Genomic DNA, 14,992 nt, shown 5'->3' on the forward strand with positions numbered 1-14,992 from the left:
TAGTCTGTGGGTCGTCCAGAGACAGTCGAGAACGACGTACGGCAACTACGACGGCCCCGGAGCTCGCGAGCTCCGGGGCCGTCGTAGTTGCCGTATCGGGTCGCTAGACCCAGGTGTCCAGCCACATGCGGCCCCGCCAGGAGTCCATCGGCAGGGTCTGGCCGGTGAAGATCGGCCAGAAGTAGATGAAGTTCCACACGATCAGCAGGACCAGGACCCCCGCCCCGATCGCGCCCAGCGTCCGCCGCCGCTCCGTCGATCCCGCCGGGCCCAGCAGGGCGCCGATCATCATCGCCACCGCCAGGCACAGGTACGGGACGAAGACCACCGCGTAGAAGAAGAAGATGGTCCGCTCCTGGTAGTTGAACCAGGGCAGCAGGCCCGCGCCCAGCGCGCACGCGATCGCGCCCGCCCGCCAGTCGCGGCGGAAGAACCACCGCCACAGCACGTACAGCAGCGCGAAGCAGCCCGCCCACCACAGCAGCGGAGTGCCCAGCGCCAGCACCTCGCGGGCGCACTTGCCGGCCGCCGTCGCCGGGCACCCGTCGGTGCCGGGCTCCGGGGACTCGTAGAAGTACGAGACGGGCCGGCCCAGGACCAGCCAGCTCCACGGGTTCGACTCGTAGGTGTGCCCCGAGGTCAGACCGACGTGGAACTTGTACACCTCGGTCTCGTAGTGCCACAGGCTGCGCAGCCACTCCGGCAGGAACGACAGCGCGCTGTTCTGGTCGCTCTTGGCGGCCCAGTCGCGCAGGTAGCCGCCCTTGCCGTTGTCCGGGCTGAAGATCCAGCCCGACCAGGAGGCCAGGTACGTCACGATCGCCACCGGCACCGTGGAAACGAAAGCGGGCAGCGCGTCGCGGCGCAGCATCGCCGCGTACGGGGCGCCCGCGCCCGCGGTGCGCCGCGCGGCGGCGTCCCACAGCACGGTGAGGACGCCGAAGAAGGCCAGGACGACGAAGCCGTTCCACTTCGTGCCCGCGGCGAGGCCCAGACAGACCCCCGCCAGGATCCGGTACGGGCGCCAGCCCAGCCCCAGCGTCTCGGCGATCTTCACATCGGGCCGGGTCCGGCCCTCGTCGTCCACCGGGAGCGCGTCCGCGAGCCTGGCCCGGGCCTTGTCCCGGTCGATGAGCAGCGCCCCGAAGGCGGCCAGCACGAAGAACATCAGCACCAGGTCGAGCAGCGCCGTGCGGCTCATCACCAGGTGCAGGCCGTCCACCGCGAGCAGCGCACCCGCCAGGCACCCCAGGAAGGTCGAGCGGAACAGGCGCCGCCCGATCCGGCACAGCATCAGCACGGAGAGGGTGCCGAGCACGGCGGTCATGAACCGCCAGCCGAAGGGGGTGAAGCCGAACATCCACTCGCCGAGCCCGATGACCCACTTGCCGACGGGCGGGTGCACGACGTAGCCCGGATCCAGCGGGAGGGCGACCGCGTCGGGGTTGGCGAGGATCGACTTGTCGATGTCCTTGGGCCAGCTCGCCTCGTAGCCCTGCTGAATCGTGGCCCAGGCGTCCTTGGCGTAATAGGTCTCGTCGAATATCACCGCCTTCGGGCTGCCCAGGTGCACGAACCGCAGCACCCCGGCCACCAGCGCCACCAGCAGCGGCCCGGCCCACGACATGATCCGCTGCCAGGTGCCCCACACCTGCGGCGGCAGCCCGAAGGTCATCCACAGCTGGGGGGACGGCTGGGCGTACGGGGGCACCAGGCGGGCGCGCACGTCGCCGCGCGCCGAGCCGGCACCGCCGCGCGGCACGTAGCCGAAGGCGCGCAGGCGGCGCAGCCAGGTGGGCGGCTCTTCTTCGCGTCCCGCCGGCGGGGAGGGCGGGGCCCCCGCGGGGCTGGGCGGCGGCGTCGCGGTCTTGGTCACCGGGTCATCGTAGGGAACGGATCTGTGTGAACCCCAGCACCGGGCAGCTCGAGGGCGCGGGACTGAGAGGATGGGCGGGTGACGACTGACCAGCCCCGCGGTACCGAGCCCACCTCCCCGGCAGGAGTCCTCGTACTCGCCGGCACCCCGATCGGCGACCTCGCGGACGCCCCGCCGCGGCTCGCGACCGAGCTGGAGCGGGCCGACGTGATCGCCGCCGAGGACACCCGGCGGCTGCGCCGGCTGACCCAGGGCCTGGGCGTGCACACCACCGGGCGTGTCCTGTCGTACTTCGAGGGCAACGAGTCCGCGCGCACCCCGGAGCTGGTCGAGGCCCTGACCGGCGGGGCGCGCGTCCTGCTCGTGACCGACGCCGGCATGCCCTCGGTCTCCGACCCCGGCTACCGGCTGGTCGCCGCCGCCGTCGAGAAGGACATCAAGGTCACCGCTGTCCCCGGGCCGTCCGCCGTGCTCACCGCGCTGGCCATGTCCGGACTGCCGGTGGACCGGTTCTGCTTCGAGGGGTTCCTGCCGCGCAAGGCGGGCGAGCGCCTCGGCCGGCTCCGCGAGGTCGAGGCCGAGCGGCGCACGCTCGTCTACTTCGAGGCCCCGCACCGGCTCGACGACACCCTGGCCGCCATGGCCGAGGTCTTCGGCGCCGAGCGCCGCGCCGCCGTGTGCCGCGAGCTGACCAAGACGTACGAGGAGGTCAAGCGCGGCGGGCTCGGAGAGCTGGCCGCCTGGGCTGCCGAGGGCGTCCGCGGGGAGATCACCGTCGTCGTGGAGGGCGCCCCGGCGGCCGCCCCCGGCGATGTGGACGACGAGGAGCTGGTGCGCAGGGTGCGGGTGCGCGAGGAGGCGGGGGAGCGGCGCAAGGAGGCCATCGCCGCTGTCGCCGCCGAGGCTGGGGTACCCAAGCGGGACGTGTTCGACGCGGTCGTCGCGGCAAAGAATGCGGCACAAAAGGTGCCGTAAGTCGGTAAAGAGCTAACCTGAAAAGCAAAGCTCAGACCGCGCACCGGGCGCTTTGGGCATGAGTCGCCCAAAGACCGTCCAACACTAGACAGGGCCTGATGCGCTCCCGCCCGAAGAGGCGTCCACTGGCAATGGCACCAGTGGAACAAGAGGAGCTGGCATGAGTGAGATCGCTGACACCCCGGTACCCGTAGCCGTGCCGGGCGCGCCCGGCAGCCCCGTCGGCGCGCCCGTGCAGACCGTGCACGAGGCGTACTCCTTCGCGTGCATGCGGTGCGGGTACGGCTGGGAGCAGGCCTACGACATAGAGCACCACGTGGACGGCAAGGGCGATCCGTTCATCATGTACAAGGTCAGCGGCGAGCGGGTGCCGTCCCCGCTGTCCAACCCGACCTGCCACAACTGCGGCGGCCACGTGGTCCGGATCATGCGCGCCGGACAGGTCTCCTCCGTGCTCGGCATGCTCGACCAGCTCTACCACCACCGCATCGCCCCGGGGATCGCCGGGCCCGTCCCGGCGGGCGCGAACGTCCCCCGGGCCCCCAAGCCCCCCAAGCCGCACAAGACGCCCCCTGCGCACGACGCCCCCGGACCCGTCGCCATCGACGAGGCCGAGAAGCACCCGGGCCTCCTCTCCCGCCTGCTGGGGATCTTCCGCCGGTCATAAGATCGGCCGCATGAGCACTTCGTCAGCCTCCAAGGACGCACCGCCGCCGCTGCCCGAACCCCTCCGGGTGGCGGTGGCGGACTCGCACACCCACCTGGACATGCAGTCCGGAACCGTCGAGGAGGGCCTCGCGAAGGCCGCCTCGGTGGGCGTGACCACGGTCGTCCAGGTCGGCTGCGACGTGAAGGGCTCCCGCTGGGCCGCCGAGACGGCCGCCGCGTACGAGAACGTCCACGCGGCCGTGGCCCTGCACCCGAACGAGGCCCCCCGGATCGTCCACGGGGACCCCGACGGCTGGTCCCGCCAGGGTGCCCGGACCGGCGGCGGCGAGGCCGCGCTCGACGAGGCACTGGCCGAGATCGAGGCCCTGGCCGCGCTCGACCACGTCAAGGCGGTCGGCGAGACCGGACTCGACTATTTCCGCACCGGGCCGGAGGGAATGGCCGCGCAGGAGCGTTCCTTCCGCGCCCACATCGAGATCGCCAAGCGCCAGGGCAAGGCCCTCGTGATCCACGACCGCGACGCCCACGCGGACGTGCTGCGCGTGCTGCGGGAGGAGGGCGCGCCGGAGCGCACCGTCTTCCACTGCTACTCCGGGGACGCCGGCATGGCGCGGGAGTGCGCCGCCGCCGGGTACTACATGTCCTTCGCCGGAACGGTCACCTTCAGGAACGCGGCCCCGCTGCGCGAGGCCCTGGCCGTGGCCCCGCTGGAGCTGGTGCTCGTCGAGACGGACGCCCCGTACCTCACCCCGGCGCCGTACCGCGGACGGCCCAACGCCCCGTACCTCATTCCGCTGACGGTACGGGCGATGGCGGCGGTCCGCGGCATCGACGAGGACGCGATGGCCACGGCGCTGGCCGCCAACACCGCTCGCGCCTTCGCCTACTGACCACCCCGCCGGACTCCCCACGGCGACACGCTGTGTGACCGCCCGGCTTTGGAGCGTGACGACTCCTCCGCTATGGTGCCGTGCCCGAACCAGCGGGTGCCGGAACACCAGTGGAGCGAGCGTCGTGAGCGATACGCAGGGCAGTCACCGCCGTGGCGGTCCCGTTCCGGGGGCGTACGAGGATCCCGGCGCCCCGGAGCCCGGGGTGCCGGCCCCGCGCGGGGCGGGCCGCCGCCGCGCACGCCAGAGCGGGCAGCAGTCGGCCGGATGGCCCGACCCCGAGGCGCCGACGGTGTCCTCCGTGGCATCCGTGACTCCCATGGCTCCCGTGGCGGTGACCGCCGTGCCCGTAGCCGCCGGATCGGGGCGTCGCCGGGCCCCCGCCCCCGTCGCCCTGCTGCCGGAGCCCGCACCCGCCCCCGCGCCGTGGCCGGCGCCGGGGCCCGGCACCGGCAGACGCCGCCGCACCACCCCCGCCGAACCCCCGCCCGGCACCTGGCGGCGGATCGTGCCCCAAGCCCTGGTCGTCGCCTTCCTCGCGGGCGGCACCACCGCCTTCGTCGCCGCCGACAAGTCGGTACGGCTCACCGTCGACGGCGTCCCGCGCACCCTCCACACCTTCGCCGACGACGTTGACGAACTGCTGGCCGCCGAAGGCCTCGACGTCGGCCCCCACGACCTCGTCGCCCCCGCCCCCGGCGAACCCCTCGACGACGGCGAACAGGTCGTCGTCCGCTACGGCCGCCCCCTGCGCCTCACCCTCGACGGACAGCAGCGCCAGGTGTGGACCACCGCCCGCACCGTCGAGGGCGCGCTCCGCCAGTTCGGCATCCGCGCCGAGGGCGCCTACCTCTCCGCGCCCCGCACCGCCCCCGTCCCGCGCGCCGGGCTGGTCCTCAGCGTCCGCACCGAACGCAGCGTCACCTTCATGGCCGACGGCCGCGAACGCACCATCCGCACCAACGCCGCCACCGTCCAGGAGGCCCTCGAACAGGCCGGCATCACCCTGCAGGGCCAGGACACCACCTCCGTGCCCCCCATCACCTTCCCGCGCGACGGGCAGACCATCACCGTGCTGCGCATCACCGGCACCCGCGAGGTCCGCGAGGAGCGCGTCCCGTACGAGACGCAGCGGGTCGAGGACGCCACCCTTTTCGCCGGCACCGAGGTCGTCGAGCGGGCCGGCCGGCCCGGAGCCCGCCGGGTCACCTACAGCCTGCGCACCGTCAACGGGGTCCGCCAGAAACCCCGCCGCATCGCGGAGGAGACCGTCCGCGAGCCCGTGACCCAGCTCGTCAAGGTCGGCACGAAGCCGCTGCCGGCCTCCGTCTCCGGCGCCGACGGTCTCGACTGGGGAGCCCTGGCCCAGTGCGAATCGGGCGGCCGCCCCTCGGCCACCGACTCCTCGGGCACGTACGGCGGCCTCTACCAGTTCGACGTACGCACCTGGCAGAGCCTCGGCGGCAGCGGCCGCCCCCAGGACGCCCCGGCCGGGGAACAGACGTACCGGGCGAAGAAGCTCTACGTGCAGCGGGGGGCGAGTCCGTGGCCGCACTGCGGCCGTAGGCTCAGGTAGTTCGTCGTGGCGCCGGTCGGGCGTGCACGCCGGATATGGGTTCGTGGGTCGAACGAGTGACCTTTCGTCATGAGTGTCGTTGGTCGGATGACAGCACTGGTGGTGGAGGCGAGGGATGCGACGGAAGGTGCGGCTCACCGCAGGCGAAAGTGCCCGGACGATCGTTGCCCGTTGTGTGTTGCGGACAGGTGTGGATGCGGAAACCGGCGAGCCGCTGACTGCCTCCGTGCTGGTGGAACGCGTCGGCTGGTGTGCCGATCTGGTGGCGGACATGGCTGCCGGGCTGCTGGCCGAGCACTGGAACGCTGCCGATGTGAAAGTGCTCGCGACCGGCGAGGATGCGGGTGGCCGGAAGCTGCCGACGAACGCGTGGATGGCGCTGCGTCGGCTGGACTGGGGCACCGCGCCACGTGAGGGGTGCCGCGTCAATGACCGGATCGTTCGGATGGCGCAGGAGCAGGCCGGTCGAATCCTGCGCTCGGCGACGTGGCGCGGTGAGCTGACGGGCGCGGTGATCGCGACCTGGCCGGCCGACCCTGCCAGGCGCACCGGCCAGGAGTGGGACGCGATGCGTGCGGCGGCGCCGCACGGTCGGCATCTGCCGTCCAGCGTCATCAAGGCCCGCACCCGGCAGATCGCCGCCTTCATCAGGCAGAACGGCCGGATGCCTGCTGACGTGTTCGAGGTGGAGAACGCGCCCAGGGCAGCTCGAATGCTGTTGCTGTCGGCCTGCGACGGGCAGCAGGCCACCATCGAGCGGGCGGACGTACCAGGCCGCGCACTGCTGCGCCTGAAGCTCCCCTCCCGGCCCGACCCGCGGTCCCAACGCGACTGGACCTGGGTGACCTGCCCCATCACGCTGCCCCCGACGATCCCCGCCGGTGCGGTGCTGCACCTGCCCACCCTCCGCCCGCATCAGGGGCGGGTCCTCGTTGATCTCTCCGCCACATACGCCGTGCCGAAATCGGCTCGCAGTGGGTACACGGTGGCCCTCGGTGTGGACTGGGGCCTCAACACCCTCCTGTCTGCCGGAGCAGTGCGGCTCAACGAGAACGGGCGAATCACCGTCCTGGGGGCCGGGGGCATGTTCCGGGCGGCGGGTGTCCTCTCCAAACAGCACCGGCTGCGCCGACTGTCCGAGTTCTTGCACGCCAAGGCTGACCGCTACCAGCGGCTCACTGCCGGAGACGAAAAGCAGCACGGCCTGGCCGCGAAGCACGCCATTCTGAGCGAGGAGATCAGCCGCGTCTGCGCGCGGCGGTCGAAACTGAATGACGCATTGGCCTGGGCCGCCGCCAGGTGGGCGGTCGACCAGGCCGTGGCCGCCGGGGCGAGCGTCGTCTATGTCGAAGACCTCCGCTCGCTGGAGGCCAGAGGCATGAGCCGGACCATGAACACGTGCCTCTCCCAGCAGGTGCGCGGGCAGATCGTCGACCGCATGCGGCACCTGGCTGCCGAGGTGGGTAGCTGTCGTCGCCGTCCCAGCCAGGAACACCTCCAGGCACTGCCCTCGGTGCCTCACCCCGCTGCGGCACCGCAAAGCCCCCGACCGGCCCACCACCCTGGGCTGGAAATGGGCCATCTGCCCGGGCTGTGGCTGGCAGGGCGACCGCGATCAGGGTGCTTGGCAGCGCATCGCAGCACGTGGTCTCACCCACCAGAGCAAGACCGTCACCGACCGCACCACAGGCGCCATGGCCATCCGCACCGTCGTCGACACGCTCGAAGCGGCCTCGGTCATCACACCAGCTGCCGAGCAGACGACCCGGCGGGACCGATCCAAAACCGGACCCACCCGGCACAAGGCAACACGTCCGACGCCCAGGCGACGCCGGACACCCTCCCCTGCCATGCCCTCGGGCCGGGCAGGCCAGCGTCCGGAGGGACACGCTCACACGGACCGGCCCCGACTGCCCCGCGCAGCCGACCGGCACCAGGACGTGACGACGATCAGCACACCCACCGAGCGCCGACACCGGCCACGAGGAGCGGCACTGGGCGCGGGATTCCACCTCCACGCCCACGCCACCCCACCGCGGTGGGAAGCGATCTCTGTGCCGGACACCAAGTCCGGCTCGGGATCACTCCGCTGATCTGAGACGCTTAGCCGGTGAGCACCGCAGAGCAGCAGCCCAACGAGACCCCTTCTGATGCCCTCCTCGGACCGGCCGACATCCGGGAGCTGGCCGCCGCACTCGGTGTGCGCCCGACCAAGCAGAAGGGCCAGAACTTCGTCATCGACGCCAACACGGTGCGCCGGATCGTGCGTACCGCCGAGGTGCGGCCGGACGACGTGGTCGTCGAGGTCGGCCCCGGCCTGGGCTCGCTGACGCTCGCGCTGCTGGAGGCCGCCGACCGGGTCACCGCCGTCGAGATCGACGACATCCTGGCGGCGGCGCTGCCCGCCACCATCGAGGCCCGGATGCCCGGGCGCAAGGACCGCTTCGCGCTGGTCCACTCCGACGCGATGCTGGTGACCGAGCTGCCCGGCCCGGCGCCGACCGCGCTCGTGGCGAACCTGCCGTACAACGTGGCCGTGCCCGTCCTGCTGACCATGCTCGACCGGTTCCCGAGCATCGAGCGGACCCTGGTGATGGTGCAGGCGGAGGTGGCCGACCGGCTCGCCGCCGAGCCCGGCAACAAGGTCTACGGGGTGCCCTCCGTCAAGGCCAACTGGTACGCGCACGTCAAGCGCGCCGGGTCCATCGGCCGCAAGGTCTTCTGGCCCGCGCCGAACGTCGACTCCGGTCTCGTCTCGCTGGTGCGGCGCGCGGAGCCGATCAAGACCACTGCCACGAAGGCCGAGGTCTTCGCCGTCGTGGACGCGGCCTTCGCACAGCGCCGCAAGACGCTGCGCGCGGCGCTGGCCGGCTGGGCCGGGTCGGCGGCGGGAGCCGAGGCGGCGCTGGTCGCCGCCGGGATCTCGCCGCAGGCGCGCGGGGAGTCGCTGACGGTGGAGGAGTTCGCCGCGATCGCCGAGCACAAGCCCGCGGCGGAGAGGCCCGCGCTGTGAGCGAGCGCACGACCGTGACCGTACGGGTCCCCGCGAAGGTCAACGTGCAACTGGCGGTGGGCGCGGCCCGCCCCGACGGCTTCCACGACCTCGCGAACGTCTTCCTCGCCGTCTCGCTGTTCGACGAGGTCACGGCGACCGTGGCCGGCGAGCTGACCGTGACCTGCGCGGGCCCGGACGCCGACCAGGTCCCCCTGGACCGCACCAACCTCGCGGCGCGCGCCGCCGAGATCCTGGCGGCCCGGGCCGGCATCGCCCCCGCGGTCCACCTGCACATCGCGAAGAACATCCCGGTGGCGGGCGGCATGGCGGGCGGCAGCGCGGACGGCGCGGCGGCCCTGCTGGCCTGCGACACCCTGTGGGGCCTGGGCACGCCGCGGGCCGAACTGCTCGACATCTGCGCGGAGCTGGGCAGTGACGTGCCGTTCAGCCTCGTGGGCGGGGCCGCGCTCGGCACGGGCCGGGGCGAGCTGCTGACCCCGGTGGACGCGGGGGCGTTCCACTGGGTGTTCGCGGTGGCGGACGGGGGCCTGTCCACCCCGGCGGTGTTCCGCGAGTTCGACCGGCTCACCGCCGGTACGCGGATCCCGGAGCCGCAGGCCTCGCCGGCCCTGCTGGCGGCCCTGGCCTCGGGGGATCCGGACGCGTTGGCCGCCACGCTGGCCAATGGCCTCCAGGAGGCCGCCCTGTCGCTGCGGCCGCAGCTGGCCGCGACGCTGGACGCGGGCACCGGGGCCGGGGCGCTGGCCGCGCTGGTCTCCGGGTCCGGGCCCACGACGGCCTTCCTGGTCCGGGATGCGGAAGCCGCCGCCAAGGTGGCTGCCGCGCTGGATGCCTCGGGCACGTGCCGTGCCACCCGTGTGGCCGCGTCCCCGGCCCCGGGCGCCACTGTCCTGCCGTCCTGACCCCGCGCCGCCGTTGCCGGGGGCCAGCCCCCGGGGTCTGGGGCGGAGCCCCAGTAGCGGGTACCTAGGCGGGAGTTGAGTATCCGCACCCTGTCGGGAGACGCCCCGCGGCGGCGACCTTAGGGCCATGACAGTCAGCGCACGCGCCATGGCCACCGCCACGCCCGCCACGCGGGACCGGTACGTCGACCTGTTGCGGGTCGCCTCGCTCGGGACCGTCGTGCTGGGGCACTGGCTGATGGCCGCCGTCAGCAGTGACGGCATGGGGAACCTGCTCGCCCTCGTGCCCGGGCTCCAGGTGCTCACCTGGGGGCTTCAGGTCATGCCCGTCTTCTTCTTCGTCGGCGGGTTCTCGCACGCCCTGTCCTACCGTTCCCTGGCCCGCCGCACCGACGCCCCCGTCTACGCCGTCTTCCTGCGGGCCCGGCTGCGGCGGCTGCTGCGGCCGACCCTCGTCTTCGTCCTCGTCTGGGCCGCCGCCGCGCTCGCCGTGCAGCTCGCCGGGCGGGGCGGGGGCGGGCTGACCGGGGCCGCGCTGCGGCTGGTGACCCAGCCGCTCTGGTTCATCGGGATCTACCTCGCGATGGTCGCCTTCACCCCGCCGCTGCTGAAGCTGCACGAGCGCCACGGCTGGGCCGCCTTCGGGGCGCTGGTCGCCGCGGCCGCCGTCGTCGACGTACTGCGCTTCGCGCTCGGGGTCCCGTACGTCGAGTTCCTCAACTTCGCCTTCGTCTGGCTCGCCGTCCACCAGCTCGGCTTCCTGCGCGCCGACGGCCGGATCCGCCGGCCCGCCGCCCTGGCCGCCGCCGGGCTCGCCGGGGCGGTCCTGCTCGTCGCGTACGGGCCGTACCCGCTGTCCATGGTCGGGATGCCGGGGGAGAAGGTGTCCAACATGGCCCCGCCGACCCTCGCGCTGCTCGCGCACGGGATGTGGCTCGTCGGCGCGGTCCAGCTCCTTGCCGGGCCCGCCACCGCCTGGCTCGCCCGCCCCCGCGTCTGGCGGGGCGTGGTCGCCGCCAACGGGATCGCCATGACGGCCTTCCTCTGGCACCTCACCGCCATGCTCGGCGTGTACGGGGTCCAGCTCGCGCTGGGTGTCCCCCTCCCCGAGCCCGCGTCCGCGGCCTGGTGGGCGCAGGTTCCCGTACGGATCCTGCTCGCCGCCGCGCTGACCGGCGTACTCGTCGCCCTCTTCCGGCGCTTCGAGGCCCCGGCCGCGAGCGCCGGCGCCACCGCCCCCGGCAGCGGCCCCCGCGCCGCCCTCGGCATCACCCTCTGCCTGCTGGGCATCCTCGGCCTGTCGATGACCGGTCTCGGGGGCCTGCTCGACGGCCACAGCGCCACCCTGATCGCCCTGCCGGTCACCGCGCCGGCCGCGATCGGCATGGCACTGGGCGGCTGGCTCCTGGTGGAACGGTCCGGCCCGGCCCGGAGGGTTAGGCTGAGGGGCTGATCCACACCCTTTCCCTGGAGCGCGTCTGATGGCCGTCAATCTGGTCAATGTCGAGGCAGTCAGTAAGGTGTACGGCACACGTACCCTGCTCGACGGCATCTCCCTCGGCGTGTCCGAGGGAGACCGGATCGGTGTCGTCGGCCGCAACGGCGACGGGAAGACCACCCTCATCCGTATGCTCGCCAAGCTGGAGGAACCCGACACCGGCCGGGTCACCCAGAACAGCGGCCTGCGCATGGGCGTGCTCACCCAGCACGACTCCCTCGACCCCGCGGCCACCATCCGCCACGAGATCATCCGGGACATGGCCGACCACGAGTGGGCCGGCAACGCCAAGATCCGCGACGTCCTGACCGGCCTGTTCGGCGGGCTCGACCTGCCCGGCTTCGGGCAGGGCCTGGACACCGTCATCGGCCCGCTCTCCGGCGGCGAGCGCCGCCGCATCGCGCTCGCCCAGCTGCTCATCGCCGACCAGGACCTCCTCGTACTCGACGAGCCCACCAACCACCTCGACGTCGAGGGCATCTCCTGGCTGGCCCGGCACCTCCAGGAGCGCCGCTCCGCCCTCGTCTGCGTCACCCACGACCGCTGGTTCCTCGACCAGGTCTGCACCCGCATGTGGGACGTGCAGCGCGGTGACGTGCACGAGTACGAGGGCGGCTACAGCGACTACGTCTTCGCCCGCGCCGAGCGCGAGCGGATCGCCGCCACCGAGGAGTCCAAGCGGCAGAACCTGATGCGCAAGGAGCTGGCCTGGCTGCGCCGCGGCGCCCCCGCCCGGACCTCCAAGCCCCGCTACCGCATCGAGGCCGCCAACGAGCTGATCGCCGACGTGCCGCCGCCGCGCGACCGCTCCGAGCTGATGCGCTTCGCCAACGCCCGCCTCGGCAAGACCGTGTTCGAGCTGGAGGACGTGACCGTCCAGGCTGGTCCCAAGACCCTCCTCAAGCACCTCACCTGGCACCTGGGCCCCGGCGACCGCATCGGCCTCGTCGGCGTCAACGGCGCCGGCAAGACCTCCCTGCTGCGCGCCCTGGCCGAGGCCGCCCGTACCCAGGGCGAGGCCCAGCCCGCCGCGGGCAAGGTCACCATCGGCAAGACCGTCAAGCTGGCCTACCTCTCCCAGGAGGTCGGCGAACTCGACCCGTCCCTGCGCGTCCTGGAGGCCGTCCAGCGCGTCCGCGACCGCGTCGACCTCGGCCAGGGCCGCGAGATGACGGCGGGCCAGCTGTGCGAGCAGTTCGGCTTCACCAAGGAGAAGCAGTGGACGCCGGTCGGCGACCTCTCCGGCGGTGAGCGGCGCCGGCTCCAGATCCTGCGCCTGCTGATGGACGAGCCCAACGTCCTGTTCCTCGACGAGCCCACCAACGACCTCGACATCGAGACCCTGACCCAGCTGGAGGACCTCCTCGACGGCTGGCCCGGCTCGATGATCGTGATCTCCCACGACCGGTTCTTCATCGAGCGCACCACCGACACCGTGATGGCGCTGCTCGGCGACGCGAGCCTGCGGATGCTGCCGCGCGGCCTGGACGAGTACCTGGAGCGCCGTCAGCGGATGATCGAGGCGGCCACCCCGGCGCCCGTCCCGGCCGCCGCCGCGGCGAAGTCCAGCGCCTCGGGGGACTCCCGCGCCGCGAAGAAGGAGCTCCAGAAGATCGAGCGGCAGCTGAACAAGCTCTCCGACCGCGAGAGCGGCCTGCACGCCCAGATCGCCGAGAACTCCACCGACTACGACAAGGTGGCCAAGCTCGACGCGGAGCTCCGGGAACTCCTCGCGGACCGCGACGACTTGGAGATGCGCTGGCTGGAGCTGGCCGAGGAGGCGTAGCCTCCGGCGGCCCGCGAGGCCAACTGGCCGGATAACGACGGCGTCACGGGCCGGTCCGCCCTTGGGTACAGGGGGTGGACCGGCCCGGCGTATGGCCTGCGTGAGTGATAGAAAGGTCATCCTCCCCGACCCCTGACACCGAAGGTATGCGCTGATGACCGAGCCGCCCCAGCCGCCGAACCAGCCGCCGACACCTTCGGGTTACGGCCACCTGCCCGGCCCGCCGCAGCCCGGTTACGGCTACCCGCCGGAGGGCGCGAACCCGTACGCCCAGCAGCCGCCGACCGTCCAGCAGCAGCCGGCGTACAACTACCCGCCGCCGCCCCCCGGCGCGCCCGCGATGCCGCCGGGTGCTCCCGGCACGCCGCCGAAGAAGAAGGCGACCGCGCTGATCGCCGCGGCGGTCGCGGGCGTCCTCGTCCTGGGTGCCGGCACGTACTTCGCCTTCTTCCGGGGCGACGACAAGGACCCGAAGCCGCCCGTCGCGCAGGAGTCCACCTCGCCCGACGCCAAGCCCTCCGGCTCCCCTTCCATCGACAAGGGAGACGGCAGCGGCAACGGCGGCGGCGACGCCGACCTCAACTCCGGCCGCAAGCAGGGCGAGGACAAGGTCCTCTGGCTCAAGACCGTCAAGATCGACGGCCCCGCCGCCGGAGTGCACTCCGAGGGCCAGTGGGTCGTGGGCGACGCCGTCGTCAAGGTCGTCGACAAGGCCGTCACCGGCTACGCGGTCGCCGACGGCAAGCAGAAGTGGACGCTGTCCCTTCCCGCCGCGGTCTGCGCCGTCACACGCCACACCACCGCCGACGGCAAGACCGTCGTCATGTACCGGGACGGCGAGTCGACCAGCGCCAACTGCAACCAGATGCGGCTGATCGACCTCAAGACGGGCAAGGAGGGCTGGTCGAAGGAGGTGCCCAAGGAGGGCGCGTTCGACCTTTTCATCGACCCCAGACTGGCCATCACCGGGGACATCGTCACCGTCAGCCGCCTCAGCCGCGCCAGCGCCTTCAAGCTCAGCACCGGCGACAAGCTCTTCGCCAGCCCGACCGAGGGCTGCATGCCCGGTGCCTACCCCGCGGGCAGCGGCAAGATCCTCGGGATCGCCACCTGCCACGACGCCGACAGCACCGTCGAGGTCCAGGACATCGACCCGGCCACCGGCAAGAGCACCTGGTCCTACCGGCTCCCCAAGGGCTGGAAGGTCAACCGGGTCTTCTCCCTCGACCCGATCGTCCTCGACCTCGGCAACAAGAACAACTCCAAGGAACGCTCCATCGTGGTCCTCGGCCCCGACGGCAAGCAGCGCGCCACCGTCACCGGCGAGGGCAGCTTCTCGACCGAGTGCGGGATGAACCACGACGACTCGCTGCAGGGCTGCGCCACCGCCGTCGTCGACGCGGGCACCCTCTACATGCCCACGACGACCGACCTCCTCACTGCCAACGAGGTCGTCGCCTTCGACCTGGGCACGGGCAAGGCCAAGTGGCGTGTTCCCGCAGGGGACATGCGCACCATCGTGCCGCTCAAGGCAGCGAACGGCCAGCTGGTCATCTACCGGACGGCGTTGGACGCAATGGGCGGCGAGGTCCTCACGATCCCGGCGGGCGGAGGCACGCCCACCGCGGTCCTTCGCCACCCGTCCGGCCCGGCCGCGGAGGTGGAGAGCACCTTCTACTCCCCGGAGGTCGACTACGTGGACGGGCGGTTCTTCATCTCCGCCATCCGTCTGCAGGCCCAGGGCAAGGACGAGAAGTTCTTGATGGTCTTCGGCAAGTGAACCCGTCCACCGAGCCGCCACCGA

The 14,992-nt window shown here is 72.5% G+C and carries 11 protein-coding genes; 10 read left to right on the forward strand and 1 reads right to left on the reverse strand.

Annotated features, from left to right (window positions below):
* Positions 1-103: 103 nt before the first annotated feature.
* Positions 104-1,876, reverse strand: coding sequence for a dolichyl-phosphate-mannose--protein mannosyltransferase (locus JIW86_RS24135; RefSeq protein ID WP_416237592.1), 1,773 nt, complete (start codon positions 1,874-1,876; stop codon positions 104-106).
* 78 nt (positions 1,877-1,954) lie between these two features.
* Here JIW86_RS24135 and rsmI point away from each other — a divergent pair, with 78 nt between their 5' ends.
* The 10 genes from rsmI to JIW86_RS24185 all read left to right on the forward strand — a co-directional run bounded on the left by rsmI (position 1,955) and on the right by JIW86_RS24185 (position 14,968).
* On the forward strand, positions 1,955-2,851 hold the full coding sequence (gene rsmI / locus JIW86_RS24140) for a 16S rRNA (cytidine(1402)-2'-O)-methyltransferase (protein WP_257555951.1): 897 nt from the start codon (positions 1,955-1,957) through the stop codon (positions 2,849-2,851).
* A 160-nt stretch (positions 2,852-3,011) separates the two neighbouring features.
* Entirely contained in the window at positions 3,012-3,518 is a 507-nt protein-coding gene (locus JIW86_RS24145) for a hypothetical protein (protein ID WP_257555953.1), read from the forward strand.
* Positions 3,519-3,528: 10 nt separating this feature from the next.
* On the forward strand, positions 3,529-4,410 hold the full coding sequence (locus tag JIW86_RS24150) for a TatD family hydrolase (protein ID WP_257555955.1): 882 nt from the start codon (positions 3,529-3,531) through the stop codon (positions 4,408-4,410).
* 319 nt (positions 4,411-4,729) lie between these two features.
* A complete protein-coding gene (locus JIW86_RS24155) occupies positions 4,730-5,986 on the forward strand; it encodes a resuscitation-promoting factor (RefSeq protein WP_257559414.1) in 1,257 nt (418 codons plus the stop codon).
* Between the two features lie 115 nt (positions 5,987-6,101).
* Positions 6,102-8,084: a transposase gene (locus tag JIW86_RS24160; RefSeq protein WP_257555957.1), complete on the forward strand. Its 1,983-nt coding sequence runs from the start codon at positions 6,102-6,104 to the stop codon at positions 8,082-8,084.
* Positions 8,085-8,096: 12 nt separating this feature from the next.
* Positions 8,097-8,999 (forward strand): 16S rRNA (adenine(1518)-N(6)/adenine(1519)-N(6))-dimethyltransferase RsmA, encoded by a 903-nt coding sequence (gene rsmA, locus JIW86_RS24165; RefSeq protein WP_257555958.1) that lies wholly within the window; start codon positions 8,097-8,099, stop codon positions 8,997-8,999.
* Positions 8,996-9,904 (forward strand): 4-(cytidine 5'-diphospho)-2-C-methyl-D-erythritol kinase, encoded by a 909-nt coding sequence (locus JIW86_RS24170; protein ID WP_257555959.1) that lies wholly within the window; start codon positions 8,996-8,998, stop codon positions 9,902-9,904. Before rsmA ends, JIW86_RS24170 begins: the two co-directional genes overlap by 4 nt.
* Before the next feature lie 127 nt (positions 9,905-10,031).
* Complete coding sequence (locus JIW86_RS24175; protein WP_257555960.1) at positions 10,032-11,357, forward strand: acyltransferase; 1,326 nt, start codon at positions 10,032-10,034, stop codon at positions 11,355-11,357.
* A gap of 28 nt (positions 11,358-11,385) precedes the next feature.
* A complete protein-coding gene (locus tag JIW86_RS24180) occupies positions 11,386-13,188 on the forward strand; it encodes an ABC-F family ATP-binding cassette domain-containing protein (RefSeq protein WP_257555962.1) in 1,803 nt (600 codons plus the stop codon).
* 154 nt (positions 13,189-13,342) lie between these two features.
* A complete protein-coding gene (locus JIW86_RS24185) occupies positions 13,343-14,968 on the forward strand; it encodes a PQQ-binding-like beta-propeller repeat protein (RefSeq protein WP_257555964.1) in 1,626 nt (541 codons plus the stop codon).
* Positions 14,969-14,992 lie beyond the last annotated feature (24 nt).

Origin of the sequence: Streptomyces sp. NBC_00162 (genome assembly GCF_024611995.1) — a bacterium.
Taxonomy (GTDB): Bacteria; Actinomycetota; Actinomycetes; order Streptomycetales; family Streptomycetaceae; genus Streptomyces.